This window comes from Rhodococcus sp. T9N (assembly GCF_024436645.1).
Lineage (GTDB): Bacteria > Actinomycetota > Actinomycetes > Mycobacteriales > Mycobacteriaceae > Rhodococcus_F > Rhodococcus_F qingshengii.
In genome coordinates this window covers 51,498-69,902 of the sequence record NZ_JAMSKS010000017.1, presented here as the reverse complement: position 1 = coordinate 69,902, position 18,405 = coordinate 51,498, and the positions used below count along the sequence as shown (strand labels likewise).

At 64.0% G+C, this 18,405-nt stretch carries 19 protein-coding genes; 1 reads left to right on the top strand and 18 read right to left on the bottom strand.

Annotated elements, in window-relative coordinates; genetic code table 11:
- Positions 1–39: 39 nt before the first annotated feature.
- The 15 genes from coaBC to M1L53_RS24255 form a co-directional block, all read right to left on the bottom strand.
- Positions 40–1,338: a bifunctional phosphopantothenoylcysteine decarboxylase/phosphopantothenate--cysteine ligase CoaBC gene (gene coaBC / locus M1L53_RS24325; RefSeq protein ID WP_003944888.1), complete on the bottom strand. Its 1,299-nt coding sequence runs from the start codon at positions 1,336–1,338 to the stop codon at positions 40–42.
- Positions 1,335–1,634 carry a DNA-directed RNA polymerase subunit omega gene (rpoZ, locus tag M1L53_RS24320; protein WP_003944996.1) on the bottom strand — a complete coding sequence of 100 codons (300 nt, stop codon included), beginning with the start codon at positions 1,632–1,634 and terminating at the stop codon, positions 1,335–1,337. Before rpoZ ends, coaBC begins: the two co-directional genes overlap by 4 nt.
- Before the next feature lie 98 nt (positions 1,635–1,732).
- A complete protein-coding gene (gene gmk / locus M1L53_RS24315) occupies positions 1,733–2,332 on the bottom strand; it encodes a guanylate kinase (RefSeq protein WP_003944801.1) in 600 nt (199 codons plus the stop codon).
- Positions 2,333–2,368: 36 nt separating this feature from the next.
- Complete coding sequence (gene mihF, locus M1L53_RS24310; protein ID WP_003944825.1) at positions 2,369–2,689, bottom strand: integration host factor, actinobacterial type; 321 nt, start codon at positions 2,687–2,689, stop codon at positions 2,369–2,371.
- A 369-nt stretch (positions 2,690–3,058) separates the two neighbouring features.
- Positions 3,059–4,258, bottom strand: a complete 1,200-nt coding sequence (locus M1L53_RS24305; protein ID WP_225320370.1) for a glycosyltransferase 87 family protein — start codon at positions 4,256–4,258, stop codon at positions 3,059–3,061.
- 57 nt (positions 4,259–4,315) lie between these two features.
- Positions 4,316–5,137, bottom strand: coding sequence for an orotidine-5'-phosphate decarboxylase (gene pyrF / locus M1L53_RS24300; RefSeq protein ID WP_007728008.1), 822 nt, complete (start codon positions 5,135–5,137; stop codon positions 4,316–4,318).
- Entirely contained in the window at positions 5,134–8,490 is a 3,357-nt protein-coding gene (gene carB / locus M1L53_RS24295; RefSeq protein WP_003945010.1) for a carbamoyl-phosphate synthase large subunit, read from the bottom strand. The genes pyrF and carB overlap by 4 nt, the downstream gene beginning before the upstream one ends.
- The gene (gene carA, locus M1L53_RS24290) at positions 8,490–9,665 is read right to left on the bottom strand and encodes a glutamine-hydrolyzing carbamoyl-phosphate synthase small subunit (RefSeq protein WP_007728009.1); all 1,176 of its coding nucleotides are present in this window, start codon (positions 9,663–9,665) and stop codon (positions 8,490–8,492) included. The genes carB and carA overlap by 1 nt, the downstream gene beginning before the upstream one ends.
- Positions 9,662–10,228 (bottom strand): transporter, encoded by a 567-nt coding sequence (locus M1L53_RS24285; RefSeq protein WP_003944773.1) that lies wholly within the window; start codon positions 10,226–10,228, stop codon positions 9,662–9,664. Before M1L53_RS24285 ends, carA begins: the two co-directional genes overlap by 4 nt.
- 6 nt (positions 10,229–10,234) lie before the next feature.
- A complete protein-coding gene (locus M1L53_RS24280) occupies positions 10,235–11,572 on the bottom strand; it encodes a dihydroorotase (RefSeq protein ID WP_007728012.1) in 1,338 nt (445 codons plus the stop codon).
- Complete coding sequence (locus M1L53_RS24275; protein WP_054188214.1) at positions 11,569–12,513, bottom strand: aspartate carbamoyltransferase catalytic subunit; 945 nt, start codon at positions 12,511–12,513, stop codon at positions 11,569–11,571. The genes M1L53_RS24280 and M1L53_RS24275 overlap by 4 nt, the downstream gene beginning before the upstream one ends.
- Positions 12,510–13,151, bottom strand: coding sequence for a bifunctional pyr operon transcriptional regulator/uracil phosphoribosyltransferase PyrR (gene pyrR, locus M1L53_RS24270; protein WP_054188213.1), 642 nt, complete (start codon positions 13,149–13,151; stop codon positions 12,510–12,512). Before pyrR ends, M1L53_RS24275 begins: the two co-directional genes overlap by 4 nt.
- A 173-nt stretch (positions 13,152–13,324) precedes the next feature.
- The gene (gene nusB / locus M1L53_RS24265; protein ID WP_007728014.1) at positions 13,325–13,822 is read right to left on the bottom strand and encodes a transcription antitermination factor NusB; all 498 of its coding nucleotides are present in this window, start codon (positions 13,820–13,822) and stop codon (positions 13,325–13,327) included.
- Positions 13,823–14,386, bottom strand: a complete 564-nt coding sequence (gene efp / locus M1L53_RS24260) for an elongation factor P (RefSeq protein WP_003944958.1) — start codon at positions 14,384–14,386, stop codon at positions 13,823–13,825.
- A gap of 34 nt (positions 14,387–14,420) precedes the next feature.
- Positions 14,421–15,515: a Xaa-Pro peptidase family protein gene (locus M1L53_RS24255; protein ID WP_003944812.1), complete on the bottom strand. Its 1,095-nt coding sequence runs from the start codon at positions 15,513–15,515 to the stop codon at positions 14,421–14,423.
- 111 nt (positions 15,516–15,626) lie between these two features.
- Between M1L53_RS24255 and M1L53_RS24250 the strand changes: the two genes are divergently transcribed.
- Positions 15,627–16,235, top strand: coding sequence for a B-4DMT family transporter (locus M1L53_RS24250; RefSeq protein ID WP_019748369.1), 609 nt, complete (start codon positions 15,627–15,629; stop codon positions 16,233–16,235).
- Between the two features lie 87 nt (positions 16,236–16,322).
- Here the strand turns inward: M1L53_RS24250 and aroQ are convergent, their stop codons facing one another.
- From aroQ to M1L53_RS24235, 3 genes are read right to left on the bottom strand one after another with little or no spacing between them, the layout of a single operon-like run.
- Complete coding sequence (gene aroQ / locus M1L53_RS24245; protein ID WP_003944916.1) at positions 16,323–16,751, bottom strand: type II 3-dehydroquinate dehydratase; 429 nt, start codon at positions 16,749–16,751, stop codon at positions 16,323–16,325.
- Positions 16,748–17,857 carry a 3-dehydroquinate synthase gene (gene aroB / locus M1L53_RS24240; RefSeq protein ID WP_003944873.1) on the bottom strand — a complete coding sequence of 370 codons (1,110 nt, stop codon included), beginning with the start codon at positions 17,855–17,857 and terminating at the stop codon, positions 16,748–16,750. The genes aroQ and aroB overlap by 4 nt, the downstream gene beginning before the upstream one ends.
- 25 nt (positions 17,858–17,882) lie before the next feature.
- Positions 17,883–18,392: a shikimate kinase gene (locus M1L53_RS24235; RefSeq protein ID WP_030536425.1), complete on the bottom strand. Its 510-nt coding sequence runs from the start codon at positions 18,390–18,392 to the stop codon at positions 17,883–17,885.
- Positions 18,393–18,405: the final 13 nt, after the last annotated feature.

Below are 18,405 nucleotides of genomic sequence, written 5' to 3'. Positions count from 1 at the left end.
GATTATCGTGGGGTAACTCTCACCACCGGGCGCGTGTCGCTACTCGGGAAAGAGCTTGACCAGGGCGTCGAGTACTCGACTGGCCATCAAAGCCTTGGATCCGTGTTCGAGAGCGGACTCCGAGCCGTCGGAACCGAGCAACCAACCGTCGTTGTGATCGACCTCGAACGCCTTGCCCTCGCCGACCGCATTGACCACGAGGAGATCGCAACCTTTGCGGGCAAGCTTGGAGCGGGCATAGGTGAGAACGTCACCATGGGCGTCACCGGTCTCAGCGGCGAATCCGACGATCACCGTTCGAGCATCCAAGTCGCCGTCACGACGCGCTTCGACGAGACCGGCGAGGATGTCGGCATTTCTGGTGAGGCTGATCGAGTCGGGTTCGTTTGCGCCCTTCTTGATCTTGCTGCCTTCGACGGTGGTGGGGCGGAAGTCCGCGACAGCCGCAGCCATGACGACTCCGTCGTGTCCCGGTGCGTGCTTTTCCACTGCCAACCGGAGATCTTCGGCCGTCTTGATGTGCACGACGTCGACAGCGGCGGGGTCGGCGAGATCAGCCGTGTACCCGGCGATCAGTGTCACGTGCGCGCCGCGTTGCGCGGCAAGACGGGCGAGCGCGTAGCCCTGCTTGCCCGAGCTGCGATTACCGAGAAAGCGCACGGGATCGAGCGGCTCGCGAGTACCGCCGGCGGTGACCAGAATGCGGCGACCCTCCAGGTCGCGCGGCAACGCGTCCGAGCGCTCGAGGAGCAACGATGCCAACCCGACGATCTCGTCGGGTTCGGGAAGTCGACCGGCTCCGGTGTCTTTCCCGGTCAAACGCCCGGAGGCAGGTTCGATCACGTGGACGCCGCGCGAACGCAGTGTCGCCACGTTCGAGACCGTTGCGGGGTGCTCCCACATCTCGGTGTGCATTGCTGGGGCGAAGACGACCGGACAGCGCGCGGTCAACAAAGTGGCCGTCAACAGGTCGTCTGCGCGACCCATGACCGCTCGCGCCATCAGATCAGCGGTTGCCGGCGCGATGACGACCAGATCGGCTTCCTGTCCGAGACGGACATGCGGAACCTGCGGGACGTCGTTGAAGACGCCGGTGTGAACCGGGTTGCCGGAGAGTGCTTCGAACGTCGCGCGCCCGACGAACTCCAGAGCGGATTCAGTCGGAATCACGCGGACGTGATGACCGCTCTCGGTGAAGCTGCGGATGATCGAGCACGCCTTGTACGCGGCGATACCCCCACCGACACCGACGACAATGCGCTTACGTATCGATGTGGGCGCGTCGGACACTCCCCCGACACCCGAACGAGGTTCGGGTGCGGCAGATGTGGTGCTCACTCGCCTTCGGTGTGCTCGAGGAGATCAGCGTGGATTTCACGCAACGCGATGGACAGCGGCTTTTCCTGCAGACCGGGCTCGACCAGAGGTCCGACGTATTCGAGGATGCCGTCACCGAGCTGGTTGTAGTAGTCGTTGATCTGGCGCGCGCGCTTGGCCGAGTAGATGACCAGGGCGTACTTGGAAGAGGTGCGTTCGAGCAACTCGTCGATCGGCGGGTTGGTGATGCCGAGCGGGGTGTCGTAGGCAGGCAGAGCGCCCTGACCTGCTGCGGACGCGGCTGAAGTGCTGCTCACTCTTGTGTCTCCTGAATTAGATCTTCATTGAAGAACTAGTTTTATCGATCCGGATATCTGAGAAACGGGGTGGAAATCGGTTCCCGAAGGGTGCGGAATCAGTTCCCAACCAACAAGGATACCAACTCATCGCAAGCACGGCTTACATCCTCGTTCACGATGACCGTGTCGAACTCGTCCTGTGCGGCCAATTCCACTCGGGCCGTCTCGAGTCGGCGCGCCACGACGTCTTCCGTTTCGGTTCCACGTCCGGTCAGCCGTTGCACCAGAACGTCCCAGCTCGGTGGAGCCATGAACACCAACAGAGCCTCGGGCATCGCCTTGCGGACAGCTCGTGCTCCGGCGAGATCGACCTCGACGAGAACGGGCTTTCCAGCTTCGAGCGCTTCTTCGACCGGAGCTGCGGGGGTGCCGGAGCGCTGCAGGCCGCCGTGGATTTCCGCCCATTCGAGAAGTTCACCGGAGTCGATCATCCGTTGAAATTCTTCACGGGAGGTGAATCGGTAGTCCTTGCCGTCCACTTCACCTGGACGGGGATCGCGAGTGGTCGCCGAAACACTGAAAACGAGTTCAGGCAACCGAGTTCTCAGCTCGCGAACGACGCTGGACTTACCGACAGCCGAAGGGCCGGCCAGTACAACCAGCCGACCCCTCCGCACTGCGGTCTTACTCTCTGACACTGTTGCGTCAGCAATCATCAGACACTGCCGCGTCAGCAATCATCACTTGTCGGCTCAGGCCTCGAAGTCAAACTTGGTGAGCAGAGCCTTGCGCTGCCGATCACCGAGGCCACGAAGGCGACGGGTCGGTGCAATCTCCAGCTCGGTCATGATCTCCTGAGCCTTGACCTTGCCCACCTTGGGCAGCGCCTCGAGCAGTGCCGAAACCTTCATCTTGCCCAAGATTTCGTTGTCTTCGGCGTCCTTGAGGACCTGCTTGAGGTCGGTGCCGCCACGCTTCAGGCGCTCCTTGAGCTCAGCCCTGGCCTTGCGGGCAGCAGCTGCCTTCTCCAAAGCAGCAGCGCGCTGCTCATCAGTCAACTGGGGAAGGGCCACGGTTCCTCCGTCTCGTCGTGTGCAAATTTTGTCTATTCCGCTGATAACCAGCAGCGATAGCGACCGTACTCACGCCTGGCGCGAATTGCTAACCCACCCCCCGCGGTCCGATGCAGATCGCGGTGGGTTATGCGCGTCGAATCGATGTCACGGATCGTCACCGTTTTCGGCTGGATCGAGACGAATTCGACGCCACACGAACGTGCGTACAGTACCGAAATAGACTGTAACACAATGTATTTCGACCCATAGCGTGCGACACCCCCGTGCGAGTGTGCGAAATCGTTACCTGCGGGAATGAACGTGGTCGCCGACACATCCAAAATTTTCGAGCATTTTCGGCGCCTATGCGCGTGTCGCGGCCCGTTTTCAGGTCTGCAGCGACGATTTCGGATCGCCGGCGTCGACCGTCTCGGGTTCGATGCGACTCACGCCGGGGGCGGCCAGAGCGAGCACTACCGCGAGGCTCGCCCAGAGCAATGAATTCTCCAGCACGAAGCCGACTACCGGGATATCCATGTCCGCGCCGACTCGAGGAAGCCGAAACAGCACTACGACAGCGGTGAGACCGATCGCGATCCAGGACCACACAGGGACCGATCGAGTGCCCTCCCCCACGCCAGACTTGATCGGAACGAGGAGTACACCGACCGCCGGCACCAACCACACGAAATGGTGCGTCCAGGCAATGGGAGTCACGATTGCCGCCAGCAGAGCCACCACCGTGAAACCGGCGAGATCGCCCCGCAGGCGCTGAGCGCGCCGCGTCGCGACAATTCCGAGGACACCCAACACCGCACAGGCGACGAGCCATGCCGGACCCACCAGGCCCTCGGGAAGTAGCCGCAAGGCCATTCCACGCACGGACTGGTTACCGAACACGGACGGGTCACCGACGGCGACGCGCCCCGAGAGTGAGGCGATGTCGCCGAAGTAGTCGATCGTCTGGCGTGGGAGAACCGCAAAGCCCAGAGCCGTGGCGCCGAGGAAGCCGGCGAGGCCGCCCGCAACTGCTTTCCAGCGCCCGGTGATCACGTAGTAACCGATGTAGACGAGTGGCACCAGTTTGACCGCGCCGGCGATCCCCACCAGCACGCCCTCGGGAATCCACCGTGGTCGAGCCAGCACGTCGATCAAGCACAGGAGAGTCAGAAACAACCCGACCTGGCCGTACCCGAGGTGATCGGAGATCGGCGATGCCGCCGTCCACAGGACCAGGAAACCCACGTAGACGACGACTGGCCGCTTACGTGTGAACGGGACTTCGCGATAGCTGAGCACGATGATCGCGGCCAGCATCAGGAGGCTGACGAAACTCCATCCCCACTGGACCGCACCCCAGGAACCCAGGGCGACTGGAACGGCGACGAGCGCAGCGAAGGGCGGATACGTGAACGGCAGTCTCGCGTTGAACGACTCGTCGTACAGGTTCGAGCCGTCGAGGACGGCCTGACCCGCTGTCCGGTACACGGCGAGATCGTCGCCGTGTACGCCGGTGACGGATTGGAACCCGGTGGCCAGCAGCGCGCACGCCGCGACGAGAAGTCCGATCTGCCACCAACGATTCACCGACGGACGGTACCACCGGGTTCCACCGCTCGAACGAGCCTCGAGGTCACTCACGGATCAGTTCGCCAATGCGGCTTCGATCTCGTCTCGGTCACGCATTGCTGCCTCCCGAAGTGCCGATACCGAAGGACCATGCTTGAGCACCCCACGGGAAGTGTTCGGCAGCAGGAGCTCGGTCGATCCCGCGAAGATGTCTGCGAGATCCGCTGCCGTCGCACCCTGAGCGCCGAGTCCCGGAGCGAGAATCGGGCCGTTGAACTGCGACAGGTCCAGACCGTGGTCCCGAGTTGCACCGACCACCAGTCCGACGGTGTCACGGCCGTCGCCGTTCGCATCGACCGCAGCGTCGACGATCGACTGAGCCACGCTCACACCGTCAGTCGACGACTGTTGAAGTACGCCGCCTTCCGGATTGGAGGTTCGTGCCAGGACGAAGATCCCGCGGGCGTTCTGCCGTGCCAGTTCGAGTGTCGGAGTCAGCGCCCCGAATCCCAGGTACGGCGAAACGGTGACCGAGTCGGAGGCCAACGGCGAATCACCCAACCAGGCTTGCGCGTACGCGTCCATCGTCGAACCGATGTCACCGCGCTTGGCATCCGCGACGACCAGAGTTCCCGCATCGCGAAGAACCGAGATGGTCCGCTCCAACACGGCGAAGCCGGCGCTGCCGTAAGCCTCGAAGAACGCGACCTGAGGTTTGACCAGTCCGACCTCACCGGTGAAGGCCTCGACGCAGATCTCGGCGAAAGTCTCGAGACCTTCGGCCGTACGCGGCAGTCCCCACGCGTCGAGAAGCGCGGGATGCGGGTCGATACCGACGCACAGCCGCCCCCGGTCCGCGATCGCGGACCGGAGACGCTGCCCCCAACTGTGACTCACGACTGCTGTGCCGGCTGACGAAGACCTGCGTGCAATTCCTGCAGGGAGTGAACTCCGATGTCGCCGCGAATGGCTGCTTCGATGCCCTGCACGGCAGCCGAGGCGCCCTGCACCGTCGTGATGCACGGGATGTTCGACGCAACCGCTGCGCTTCGGATCTCGTAGCCGTCGACACGCGGGCCGTTGTTGCCGTACGGCGTGTTGATGACCATGGCGACCTCGCCGCTGCGGATCTGGTCGACGATGGTCTCGGCACCGGCCGGAACATCTTCACCCGACTGCTTGTACACCTGCTTGCACTCGATACCGTTGCGCCGCAAAACATCTGCGGTTCCTTCGGTGGCAAGAATGGTGAATCCGAGGTCTGCCAGGCGCTTGACCGGGAAGATCAGCGAACGCTTGTCCTTGTTGGCGACCGAGACGAACACCGCGCCCGTGGTGGGCAACGAACCGTAGGCGGCAGTCTGCGACTTGGCAAAAGCCGTACCGAAGTCGAAGTCGATTCCCATGACTTCACCGGTGGACTTCATTTCCGGGCTGAGCAAGGTATCCACGCCGGTACCGTCGGCGCGGCGGAAGCGGTTGAACGGCAACACAGCTTCCTTGACCGCGATCGGTGCACCGGCCGGGGTGTTTCCGCCGTCGCCCTTCGCCGGCAGAATGCCGCTCGCACGCAGTTCCGCGATGGATTCGCCGAGCATGACGCGGGCGCATGCCTTGGCCAGCTGGACGGCCGTCGCCTTGGACACGAACGGAACCGTGCGGCTGGCGCGGGGATTTGCTTCCAGCACGTAGAGGATGTCGTCCTTGAGGGCGTACTGGACGTTGAGCAGGCCCTTGACGCCGATGCCCTTCGCGAGAGCCTCGGTGGAGCGGCGGACGTTCTCGAGATCCGCCCGGCCCAGAGTGATGGGCGGGAGCGCACACGCCGAGTCACCGGAGTGAATGCCGGCTTCCTCGATGTGCTCCATGACGCCGCCGAGGTACACCTCGGTGCCGTCACACAGAGCGTCGACGTCGATCTCGACCGCGTCTTCGAGGAAGCGGTCGACCAGGACCGGACGATCGTCGGAGATCTCCGTGGCGCGCGAGATGTAGTCGGCGAGGGAAGCCTCGTCGTAGACGATCTCCATGCCGCGTCCACCGAGCACGTACGACGGACGCACCAGCACCGGGTAGCCGATGCCTGCTGCGATCTCGCGGGCGCCGTCGAACGTGGTGGCGGTACCGAACTTCGGTGCGGGCAGACCGGCTTCGGTCAGTACGCGACCGAATTCGCCGCGGTCCTCCGCCAGGTCGATGGCTGCGGGGCTGGTTCCCACGATGGGGACGCCGGCAGCTTCGAGACGCTTCGCCAGTCCGAGCGGGGTCTGGCCGCCGAGCTGGACGATGACGCCGGCAACGGTGCCCGACTGCGCCTCCGCGCGGTAGACCTCGAAGACGTCCTCGAACGTCAGCGGCTCGAAGTACAGGCGATCAGCGGTGTCGTAGTCCGTGGAGACGGTCTCGGGGTTGCAGTTGACCATGACGGTCTCGTACCCGGCCTCGGACAGCGTCTGCGCCGCGTGGACACACGAGTAGTCGAACTCGATGCCCTGACCGATGCGGTTGGGGCCGGATCCGAGGATCAGAACCTTGGGTCGCTCGGTCTGCGGAGCAACTTCGGACTCGGCCTCGGGATCGAGCTCGTAGGTCGAGTAGTGGTACGGCGTCTTGGCCTCGAACTCTGCGGCGCAGGTGTCGACGGTCTTGTAGACGGGGCGCACGCCCAGCTGATCACGCAGAGCGCGAACGGCGTCCTCACCTGCGTGCGTGTCACCACCGAGTTCGGGGCGCAGAGCCGCGATCTGGCGGTCCGAGATGCCGTGGTACTTGGCCTGACGCAGGGAAGCCTCGTCGAAAGACTCTGCAGCGCGCAGCTTTTCACCGAGCTCGTGAATCTGCTGGAACTGGTCGAGGAACCACGGATCGATCTTGGTGGCGTCGAAGAGCTGCTCGACAGTTGCGCCGAGCGCGAATGCCTTCTCGATGCCGTACATGCGGCCGTCCTGCGGAACGCTCAGATCGGCGAGCAGTGCATCCAGGCTCTCCGTCTCGATGTCGGCGCCGGTCCAGTAACCCGCACGCTTGGTCTCGAGCGAACGCATGACCTTGCCGAAAGCCTCGGTGAAGTTGCGGCCGATGCTCATGGCCTCGCCCACCGACTTCATCGTGGTGGTCAGAGTTCCGTCGGCACCGGGGAACTTCTCGAAAGCGAACCGCGGAGCCTTGACGACGACGTAGTCGAGCGTCGGCTCGAAGCAAGCCGGGGTTTCCTTGGTGATGTCGTTGACGATCTCGTCGAGCGTGTAGCCGATGGCAAGCTTGGCCGCCATCTTCGCGATCGGGTAACCGGTCGCCTTCGACGCCAGAGCCGACGAGCGGGAGACACGCGGGTTCATCTCGATGACGACCAGGCGGCCGTCCTTCGGGTCCATCGCGAACTGGATGTTGCAGCCGCCGGTGTCGACGCCCACCTCACGCAGAATGTCGATGGAAAGGTCGCGCATCGCCTGGTACTCGCGGTCGGTCAGCGTCATCGCCGGGGCGACGGTGACCGAGTCTCCGGTGTGGACACCGACCGGGTCGACGTTCTCGATGGAGCAGACGATCACGACGTTGTCGCGACTGTCGCGCATGAGCTCGAGTTCGTATTCCTTCCAGCCGAGGATGGATTCCTCGATCAGGACGTTCGCCGTCGGCGACGCGGCCAGACCGCCACCGGCGATGCGGTTGAGATCGTCGACGTCGTACGCCATGCCGGAACCGAGGCCGCCCATGGTGAAGGACGGACGCACGACAACCGGGTAGCCGAGTTCGGCGACCGTGGCGTGTACTTCGTCCATCGTGTAGCAAACTGCGGACTTCGCGGATTCGCCACCGACCTTGGCGACGATGTCCTTGAACTTCTGGCGATCCTCGCCGCGCTGGATGGCATCGAAGTCGGCGCCGATCAGTTCGACGTCGTACTTCTCGAGGATGCCCTGCTCGTGCAGCGCCACTGCGGCGTTGAGCGCAGTCTGACCGCCGAGCGTCGCGAGGACGGCGTCGATCTTGTTGCCCTGCAAGGCTTCCTTGGCGATGACCTTCTCGAGGAACTCGGCCGTGATCGGCTCGACGTACGTGGCGTCGGCGAACTCGGGGTCCGTCATGATGGTGGCCGGGTTGGAGTTGACCAGGCTGACGCGCAGGCCCTCCTCCTGGAGGACGCGGCAGGCCTGGGTGCCCGAGTAGTCGAACTCGCAGGCCTGACCGATGACGATCGGACCGGAGCCGATTACCAGGATGTGCTTGAGATCTGTACGGCGTGGCATTAGTTCTTGACTCCGGTTTCTTTCCGTGCGGAGAGCAGGCTGGTGAAGCGGTCGAAGAGGTACGCGGCGTCGTGCGGGCCGGCTGCCGCCTCGGGGTGGTACTGCACCGAGAAGGCCGAATCGTCCAGCAGGCGAACACCTTCGACGGCTCCGTCGTTGGCGCAGGTGTGGCTGACCACCGCGCGGCCGAACGGGGTGTCGAATTCCTGACCGGCTTCGCCTTCGAGCGCGAAGCCGTGGTTCTGAGCGGTGATCGCGATGCGACCGGTCTGATGCTCGATCACCGGGATGTTGATGCCGCGGTGGCCGAACTTCATCTTGTAGGTGCTCAGGCCCAGGGCGCGGCCCAGGATCTGGTTGCCGAAGCAGATACCGAACAGCGGCAAGCCCTGTCCGATGACCTCTTTCGTGAGGTGGACTGCGCCGTCGGCGGTGGCCGGGTCACCGGGACCGTTGGAGAGGAACACTCCGTCGGCCTTCAGGTCGAGGATCTGTTCGAGACTCGCGTTGGACGGCAACACGTGGACGCGGATACCGCGCTCGGCGAACATGCGCGGGGTGTTGGTCTTGATACCGAGGTCGATGGCGGCAACCGTGTACAGCGCCTCCCCGCCCTTCGGCTCGACGACGTAGCCGCTGGTGGTGCTGACCTCACCGGCAAGATCGGCGCCGAGCATGGTCGGCTGATCCTGAACCCGTCGGACCAGTTCGTCATCGGCGGCGATGGCTTCACCGGAAAAAATTCCGGCCTTCATCGAACCGCGAGTACGCAGGTGGCGAACCAGGGCACGAGTGTCGATCCCGGCGATTCCGACGATGCCCTGCTCTTCGAGCTTGGCCTGCAGCGAACCGGTTGCACGCCAGCTCGAGGTGACGCGCGAGGGGTCACGAACGACGTACCCGGCAACCCAGATCTTGGCGCCGGCACGCTCGCCGGTCGGTCCGACCGACTCGTCGTCTTCGTCGTTCCAGCCGGTGTTGCCGATCTGCGGTGCGGTGGAGACGACGATCTGGCGGTGGTAGCTGGGATCGGTGAGCGTTTCCTGGTAGCCGGTCATTCCGGTGCTGAACACCGCTTCGCCCAGGGTCTGTCCAACCGCACCGAAGGTGGTTCCGCGGAACACCCGTCCGTCTTCGAGGACCAGTACTGCGGGGCTGTTGTCAAAGCCGCTCATGCGTTCTTTCCGTTCTGCTCGATGTCGCCAGAGCTTGCGTCTTCGTTGTCATTCGTCTTGTTCGAAGCGGTCTTGTTCGAAGCAGTCACCGGCTTGACCCAGTCCGGATAAACCGTCTTGTCGTCACCGCGCACGCCCGTGTCGATCTCAGTTCCGCTCGGCAATTCCCAGCGAATCACCAGGACGCCGTCCTTGCTCATGACCTTGCCGGCAAGACCGTTCTCCGTGCGGATCGCGCGGATCGACTTCTCCGGAATCCAGATGGCCGACGCGCCGTCACGCTCGACCAGAATTCCGCCGCTGTAGCGGCTGATCTCGCAGGTGGCGCGGAAACCGAGGTCGCCGACGGCGATTCGGTCCTGCCAACTGGGTGCGATGGTGCTGCCGACGTACAGGCCGGTGGTCGGCAGGACGAGCAGTTCACCCAGGGTTGCCGGTACCGTCGGCAGTTCGCCGATCTTGTCTTTCTGGCGTCGAGCGCGTCCACGCCAGCCGACGTACATCAGGCCGATCATCGCGACCCAGAAGATCGCCAGACCGATGATCCACAGTGCTCTGTCCATGACGCGCTACTCCTCGCTACTCCGCAGCCGCACATTCCCGTCGTGTGCGGTGATGCGGCCACGTAACAGTGTGGTCGTGACCCGAGCGGGCAATGTCATCGACTCGTACGGAGTGTTATGCGCGACACTCGCCAGGTCGGGACCGTGGACCGTCCACTCGGCCGACGGATCGACCAATGTCAGGTTCGCGGGCTCCCCCACCTCGATGGGACGGCCCTGATCGTCGAGGCCCACGATTGCCGCGGGGCGCTCGCTCATGACCCGGGCAACACCGCGCCAGTCCAGCAGGCCGGGCTGGACCATCGTCTGCACGATGATCGAGAGTGCGGTCTCGAGGCCGAGCATTCCAGGGCGAGCGGCTGCGAACTCGCAGCACTTGTCCTGCTCGGCGTGCGGAGCATGGTCGGTCGCGACGCAGTCGATGATTCCCTCGGCCAGACCCTTGCGCAGCGCGGCAACATCACTGGCCTCACGTAAGGGCGGGTTGACCTTGTTGATCGCGTCGTACGTCTCGAGCCGTGAATCGTCGAGGAGCAGGTGATGCGGGGTGACCTCGGCGGTGATCGAAATCCCTTGGCTGCGAGCCCACTTCACGAGTTCGACGGTTCCGGCGGTGGAGGCGTGGCAGATGTGAACGCGGGCGCCGGCGTCACGCGCGAGCAGTGCGTCGCGGGCCACGATCGATTCTTCGGCTGCTCGCGGCCACCCGGCCAGGCCGAGACGCGCGGCCGTGGGGCCCTCGTGGGCGACCGCACCGACGGTCAAACGCGGCTCTTCCGCGTGCTGGGCGATCAGGACGCCCAGTGAGCTGGAGTATTCGAGCGCGCGACGCATGATCAGTGGGTCGTAGACGCAGTGGCCGTCGTCGGAGAACATCTTGACCTTGCCGACGCCTGCGGCCATGGTCGCCATCTCGGCGAGTTGCTTGCCTTCCAGGCCCGCTGTGACTGCGCCGACGGGGTGGACGTCGACGAGGCCGACTTCCTGCCCGCGTCGCCAGACGTGATCGGTGATGACCACCGAATCGGCGACGGGACTCGTGTTGGCCATCGCGAAGACCGCGGTGTATCCACCCAGAGCCGCTGCCGAGCTTCCGGTTTCGATGGTCTCGGTGTCTTCGCGGCCGGGCTCACGCAGATGTGTGTGCAGGTCCACGAAGCCGGGAAGCAGGATCTGCCCGCCGGCATCGATCACCTCGGATGCCGTGGCCGGATCGAGGTCCACGCCGATCTCGAGGATCGTGCCGTCGCCGACGAGTACGTCGGTGGGCTCACCTTCTCCGTAGATCAGGACTCCGCGGAGCAGGACACTCACGGGTGATTCTCCGTTCTCGTTTCTGGTCACAGCGCACCGTCCTCCGACCCGACCAGCAGTCGGAACAAGACAGCCATGCGCATGTGTACGCCGTTGGTAACCTGTTGCAGTACAGCAGTTTTGGAGGAATCGGCAACGGCGGATGCAATCTCCATGCCGCGCAGCATCGGGCCGGGGTGCAGGACCACCGCGTGATCGGCCAGCATCGCCAGCCGCTTCTCGGACAGGCCGTAGTTGATCGAGTACTCGCGCTGCGACGGGAAGAAGCCACCGTTCATGCGTTCGACCTGAACCCGCAGCATCAGCACCGCGTCGAGTCCGGGCAGTTCGGCGTCGAGCGAATGCGAGACCGTGACCGGCCACGTGTGCGCACCGACCGGCAGCAGTGTCGGCGGCGCAACAAGAACAACCTCAGCACCGAGCATCGAGAGCAGCAGTGCGTTGGAGCGGGCGACACGGCTGTGCAGGATGTCGCCGACGATGGCGATCCGCTTGCCCTCGATGTCGCCGAGACGCTGGCGAAGGGTCAAAGCGTCGAGAAGCGCCTGAGTGGGGTGCTCGTGCGTGCCGTCACCTGCGTTGATGACTGCCGGGCCACCGTCGTCGACCGCTCCGGTCCACTTTGCGATCTGGTGGGCGGCGCCCGAAGCCGGGTGGCGCACGATGAGTGCGTCGGCACCGGCCGCGCGCAGGGTCATCGCGGTATCGCGCAGGGATTCACCTTTGGACACCGAGGAACTGGATGCGCTGACATTGATGACGTCGGCACTCATCCATTTGCCTGCCACCTCGAAAGACACCCGGGTGCGCGTCGAGTTCTCGAAGAACACCGTCATGACCGTGCGTCCGCGCAGCGTCGGGAGCTTGCGTACCTCTCGTCCCAGAAGTGCCTGCTCGAACCGTTCTGCCTCGTCGAGAAGTTCTACCGCGGACTCACGATCGAGGTCCGCGATGGAAAGTAGGTGCTTCACGCGTTCTTACCCCCGGAGATGACTACCGCTTCCCTGCCGTCGTGCTCCTGGAGGAGAACCTTGACGTCCTCGGACCTCGCGGTCGGGACGTTCTTGCCGACGTAGTCGGCGCGCAGCGGGAGTTCGCGGTGACCACGATCCACGAGCACTGCGAGTTGGACCGCGCGGGGGCGGCCCAGATCGCGCAACGCGTCAAGTGCCGAGCGCACGGTGCGACCGGAGAAGAGGACGTCGTCCACGAGAACGACCAGCGCATTGTCGACGCCACCCTCGGGGACGGACGTGCGCTCGAGCGGGCGGTGCGGCTTGTTCCGGAGATCGTCGCGGTAGAGGGTGATGTCGAGAGATCCGATGGGAAGACGCACACCGGAGAATTCTTCGATCTTGGCGCGCAGTCGCGTGGCTAGGGTGGTTCCACGCGTCGGGATACCGATCAGGACCACACGAGGGGCAGTTCCCTCGGGTCCGTCGAGTGCGGTCTTCTCGATGATCTCGTGAGCGATCCGCGCGATGGTCCTGCCCACATCCTGGGCGGACAACAATTCGCGGGTTTCGCTGCCTGCCTCGGCACCGACCGGCGCCTTCGAGTTACCTGGACCTGCAAGATCGGATGGGCGAGACCCTTCGGGCACGCTCATGCAGCGACCTCCTTCTCCGCCTCACTGGACGGATCGTTAAAGGATGTCTGACGGTCCCCACCCTATCAGCCGACAGACCTGATCCCGCCGTGCGAGCAGCGACTCCGACCGGTTGTGTGCAGACACACAACGCGCTCGGTGACACTCGCACGGCGGTGGTGGAACAAAACTTGCTACTCGGTACCCGAATCCGATTCCTGCGCGCGCTGGGAGGTCGCGGCCGCAGCCGATCGAACCTGCGGCGCAACGAGAACGACCTGGCCGAGGATTCCGTTGACGAATCCCGGAGAGTCGTCCGTCGAGAGCTGCTTCGCGAGTTCGACGGCCTCGTCCACGGCGACAACCGGCGGAACGTCCGTCGCGTGGAAGAGCTCCCACACGGCGATCCGCAGAATCGCACGGTCGACGGCGGGCAGACGCTCGAGCGTCCAGTCCTGCAGATGCGAGGAGATGACCTGATCGATCCGGTCCAGATTCTCCGCAACGCCGGACACCAACGTGACGGTGTAGGCCGCGACGGGTGCTACCGCGTCGTCCTTGACGGACAGATCGGAACGCTCCGACGCCAGTGCGACCGGATCGAGGTCACGTGCCTCGGCTTCGAAGAGGAAGTCGACGGCACGCTTGCGCGCCTTGTGGCGTGCACCGAGTTTCTTATGTGTGCCGGACACTCAGGAATTCACACGCCCGAGGTAGTTGCCGTCACGAGAATCGACCTTGAGCTTGTCACCGGTGTTGATGAAGAGCGGGACGTTGATCTCGGCACCGGTCTCGAGGGTCGCAGGCTTGGTGCCGCCGGTGGAGCGGTCGCCCTGCAGGCCCGGATCGGTGTGCTTGACGACGAGCTCGACGGTGACCGGAAGCTCGACGAAGAGGGGAACGTCTTCGTGGGTCGCGACCTGGACTGCCATGTTCTCGAGCAGGAAACGCGACTGGTCGCCGACGGTGGATTCGCTGATCGACACCTGGTCGTAGGTGTCGCCGTCCATGAAGATGTAGTCGCTGCCGTCGTGGTACAGGTACGTCATGTCACGACGGTCGACCGTGGCGGTCTCGACCTTCACACCGGCGTTGAACGTCTTGTCCACTACCTTGCCCGAGAGCACGTTCTTGAGCTTGGTGCGCACGAAGGCAGGGCCCTTGCCGGGCTTGACGTGCTGGAACTCGATGATCGTCCACAGCTGGCCTTCGATCTGCAGAACCAGACCATTCTTGAAATCACTGGTGGAAGCCACTTGCTTCGCGTCTCCTAGGGGTCGGGAAACCGTCTCAGACGACGGTAAGGTCTTTTGCGGTCAGTGTGAGCAGCTCTGGCCCCTGCTCACGAACAACGAGCGTGTCCTCGATCCGTACACCTCCGCGCCCGGAGAAGTACACGCCCGGCTCGACGGTCACCGCCGCGCCGGAAAGAAGTGTACCGGTGCCGAGCTTGCCGATCCCCGGTGCTTCGTGGATTTCGAGCCCCACACCGTGGCCGAGGCCGTGCAGGAACAACTCGCCGTAGCCTGCATCGTCGATCACCGCACGGGCGACGGCGTCGACTGCCGCACATTCGACACCCGGCGCGAGCGCGTCGCAACCGGCAGCTTGCGAACGCGCGACGAGCTCGTAGATCTCCCGTTGCCAATCGGAAACGGACTCGAGCACGTAGGTCCGTGTCATGTCCGAGTGGTACCCACCGACCTGGGCGCCGAAGTCGAGTTTGACGAAGTCACCCGACGCCAGGATCGCATCGGTCGGTCGGTGATGCGGAATCGCCGAGTTGGCGCCGGCCGCCACGATCGTCTCGAAGGAAATACCGTCCGCCCCGTTGTCGAGCATCAGATTTTCCAGCTCGCGGCCGACCTCTCGTTCCGTTCGGCCAGGTCGCAGACCACCGCGAGCGATCAACTGCGCCAACGCGACATCGGCTGCGGTGCACGCGGCTCGCAACAACTCCACCTCGTACTCGTCCTTGACCATGCGCAATTGTTCGACGAGTCCGCTCACCGGTTCGAACCGGATCTTCGGCGCTGCTTCGGTCCAAGCCCGATGTTCGGCGAACGTCGCCACATGTGACTCGAACGCGAGAACGGGCGCCGTGGACTTCTCGATCAAGTGCGCAGCACTCGAACGGGCGATTTCGGCCCGAAGGTCCGGCACCTGCTCTGACACCTGCGTGACGTAGCGGCCGTCGGTGCAAATCACCGTCTCACGCTCGTCGGACGCTGAATCGGATGCACTGACGACGAGCGCCGCATTGGAACCGGTGAAACCGGTGAGGTATCTGATGTTGAGGAGATCTGTGACGAGAATCGCGTCGAGTTCGCGCTCCGAGAGGAGGCGTCTGAGGGATTCACGGCGTGTTCTGAAGTCGACCGGCATCCCTCGAACCTACCGCCCGCGCAGACCTGCCGATCAACTCGAAACTCGCGGTTACAGCAATAAGTGTGGGTTAGGCCACAAGGTGTAATGGGTTCTAGTTAGGCTGTACCCATGAATGCGTGGTTGGTACGTGGCCTCGGCATGGCCCTGATACATGTTGTGTTTCGTGCGTTGCTCGGTGCAGCGATCGCACAGTGGCCACTTCAGGGGTCCACCCTGCGCTGGCTGTCCCTGTTGATCGTCATCGTCTTCGCCGCGATCTGGGGTGGTATCGACGGCATTCGTGACCGCCGGAATTTCCCCGAACCCGAGGACGGCGCCGATCTGACCATGCTGTGGCTCAAGGCCGCATTGGTCGGCGGGTTCGTCGCAGGCGCTGCCAGCTGGGCACTCAGCCTGGTCCCCTCCCTCGAACTCACCCAGCAGGGCTTGTTCTTCGAGGTGACCTCCGGTGCGGCGTTCACGATCCTTCTCATCTTCGTCCCCGCCATGATCGCCATCACCGTCGGACGCTTCTTCGTCAGCCGTGAACAGCGCAAGAACGGAACAGCTCCGCAGACCCCGTCCCACGAGCGTCACCACGAACCGGTGCCCGTCAGCGAGGGCTACGACTCCCCCACCGAGCAGCACGCATACAGCGGAGCCGCGATGTCCGTCGAGGAATCCGACGCCGATACCGCGGTCTTCCCGGCGATCGATCTGGGCAAGCGCGAGCAGTAACGCCCACCGTCCACACAACCGAATGCGGCCCCGAGGATATTTTCCTCGGGGCCGCATTCGTGTGGCTGTTTTTTCGACTTCCCTCGTTCAGCCTCGCTCGGCGAGGAACCTGATCGCCAGCGGATACGCGGCGACGCCGAGTCCGACGATCACTCCGGTCGCAATCGGACTCAGGTAGGAGTGGTGCCGAAACTCTTCTCGCGCATGAACGTTCGAGATGTGTACCTCGACGAGACCTGCGGTCAGTTCGGCGCATGCATCTCGCAGGACCACCGACGTGTGCGTCAAGCCACCGGCATTGAGGATCACCGGTTCCCCCGCGTCCGCCGCGTCGTGGATCCAACCGAGCAGATCGCCTTCGTGATCGCTCTGACGGACGATCACCTCGACGCCGAGCTCCTTGCCTGCCGCGACGCACAATTCGATCAGATCGTCGTGTGTGGTCGCGCCGTAGACCTCGGGCTGACGCTTACCCAGACGCCCCAGATTGGGTCCGTTGACGACGTTGATCCTCACAACAGGACCGTTCCGCCGGCCGGCCGCGCATCGCGGGCAATCGCGGAGTACGCCGCAACCAGCAGACTCGGATCCGGCCCCTCGAGGCGACCCGGCTTGGCCAGTCCGTCGAGGACCACGAAACGCAGCAGCCCGGCACGGTTCTTCTTGTCGGTCTGCATTCCCTTCATCAGATCGCCGAACGCATCACCGTCGTACGACGTCGGCAGCCCGACGAGATCGAGGATCGACTTGTGACGATCCGCGGTGGCGTCGTCGAGTCGGCCCGCGAGCCGTCCGAGTTCGGCAGCGAAGACCAGGCCGACGGAGACAGCGGCACCGTGGCGCCACTTGTAGCGCTCACGACGTTCGATCGCGTGGCCGAGGGTGTGGCCGTAGTTGAGGATTTCGCGCAGATCCGACTCGCGCAGATCCGCGGCCACGACCTTGGCCTTGACCTCTACGGAGCGCCGAATCAACTCGGGCAGAACAGTTCCCGACGGATCGAGAGCTGCCTTGGGATCGGCTTCGATGAGATCCAGGATCACCGGGTCGGCGATGAATCCGGTCTTGATGACCTCGGCCATGCCTGCAACGATCTCGTTGTGCGGCACAGTCTCGAGCGTCGCGAGATCGATGAACACCGCTCCCGGTTCGTGGAACGAACCGACGAGGTTCTTGCCCGCTTCGGTGTTGATACCGGTCTTGCCGCCCACTGCTGCGTCGACCATCGCGAGCAAGGTGGTGGGGACGTGAACTACCTTGACACCGCGCATCCACGTAGCCGCGACGAAGCCGGTGAGGTCGGTCGCCGCTCCCCCGCCCAAGCTCATGATCGCGTCGCTGCGAGTCAGGCCGATCCGGCCGAGCACGTCCCAGCAGAAGCCCGCGACAGCAAGATCCTTGCCGTCCTCGGCATCGGGGATCTCGATACGGTGGGCGTCGATTCCCTTCTCCGCCAACGCAGCCCGTACGGCCTCCGCGGTCTCTGCCAGCGGCGGCTGATGGAAGATCGCGACAGTGCGCGCGCCGTCGAACTCGGCAACGAGATCACCGAGCAGGCCGCGGCCGATCACGACCGGGTAAGGACTTGCGGTCTTCACCTCTACACGTACGGGTTCGGTCACTGCTCCACTACTCCGCTCCGGTTGTTCATTTGTCTTGAAGTTTCGACACCAGTTGCCCGACGACACGCGCCGGACTTCGGCCGTCGGTCCGAATCCGAATCGTGGCCGAACGCCGGTACAGCGGACGACGACGCCTCATCAACTCCTGGTACTTGACCTTGGGATCTCCGCCGGCCAGCAGCGGGCGATGATTGTTCGCCCCCGTGCGGCGAAGCCCTTCGGCGACACTGATCTCGAGGTAGATGACCGTGTGCCCCTGGAGCAGTTCGCGCGTGCGATCGGAGAGGATCGCACCACCGCCGAGCGAGACGATTCCGTCGGTGGCCTGCAACGCTTCGCGAACCACCGATTCCTCGATTTCACGAAACCGAGGCTCTCCGTCATGGGTGAAGATCTCCGGGATCGTCCTACCCGTGGTCCGTTCGATCTCGGCGTCGGTATCGACCAATTCGAGTTCGAGTGCCTGCGCGAGACGTCGACCGATGGTCGATTTGCCGGCACCGGGCGGACCGATGAGTACAGCCTTCGGCTTCATCGATACGTGAGTC

Coding starts and splice junctions, on each gene's coding strand:
- M1L53_RS24235 (WP_030536425.1), bottom strand. CDS start 18,392: ATGAAGCCGAAGGCTGTACTCATCGGTCCGCCCGGTGCCGGCAAATCG.
- carA (WP_007728009.1), bottom strand. CDS start 9,665: ATGAGCGGCTTTGACAACAGCCCCGCAGTACTGGTCCTCGAAGACGGA.
- pyrR (WP_054188213.1), bottom strand. CDS start 13,151: ATGAGCGTGCCCGAAGGGTCTCGCCCATCCGATCTTGCAGGTCCAGGT.
- M1L53_RS24250 (WP_019748369.1), top strand. CDS start 15,627: ATGAATGCGTGGTTGGTACGTGGCCTCGGCATGGCCCTGATACATGTT.
- carB (WP_003945010.1), bottom strand. CDS start 8,490: ATGCCACGCCGTACAGATCTCAAGCACATCCTGGTAATCGGCTCCGGT.
- gmk (WP_003944801.1), bottom strand. CDS start 2,332: ATGATTGCTGACGCAACAGTGTCAGAGAGTAAGACCGCAGTGCGGAGG.
- M1L53_RS24255 (WP_003944812.1), bottom strand. CDS start 15,515: ATGCCGGTCGACTTCAGAACACGCCGTGAATCCCTCAGACGCCTCCTC.
- M1L53_RS24285 (WP_003944773.1), bottom strand. CDS start 10,228: ATGGACAGAGCACTGTGGATCATCGGTCTGGCGATCTTCTGGGTCGCG.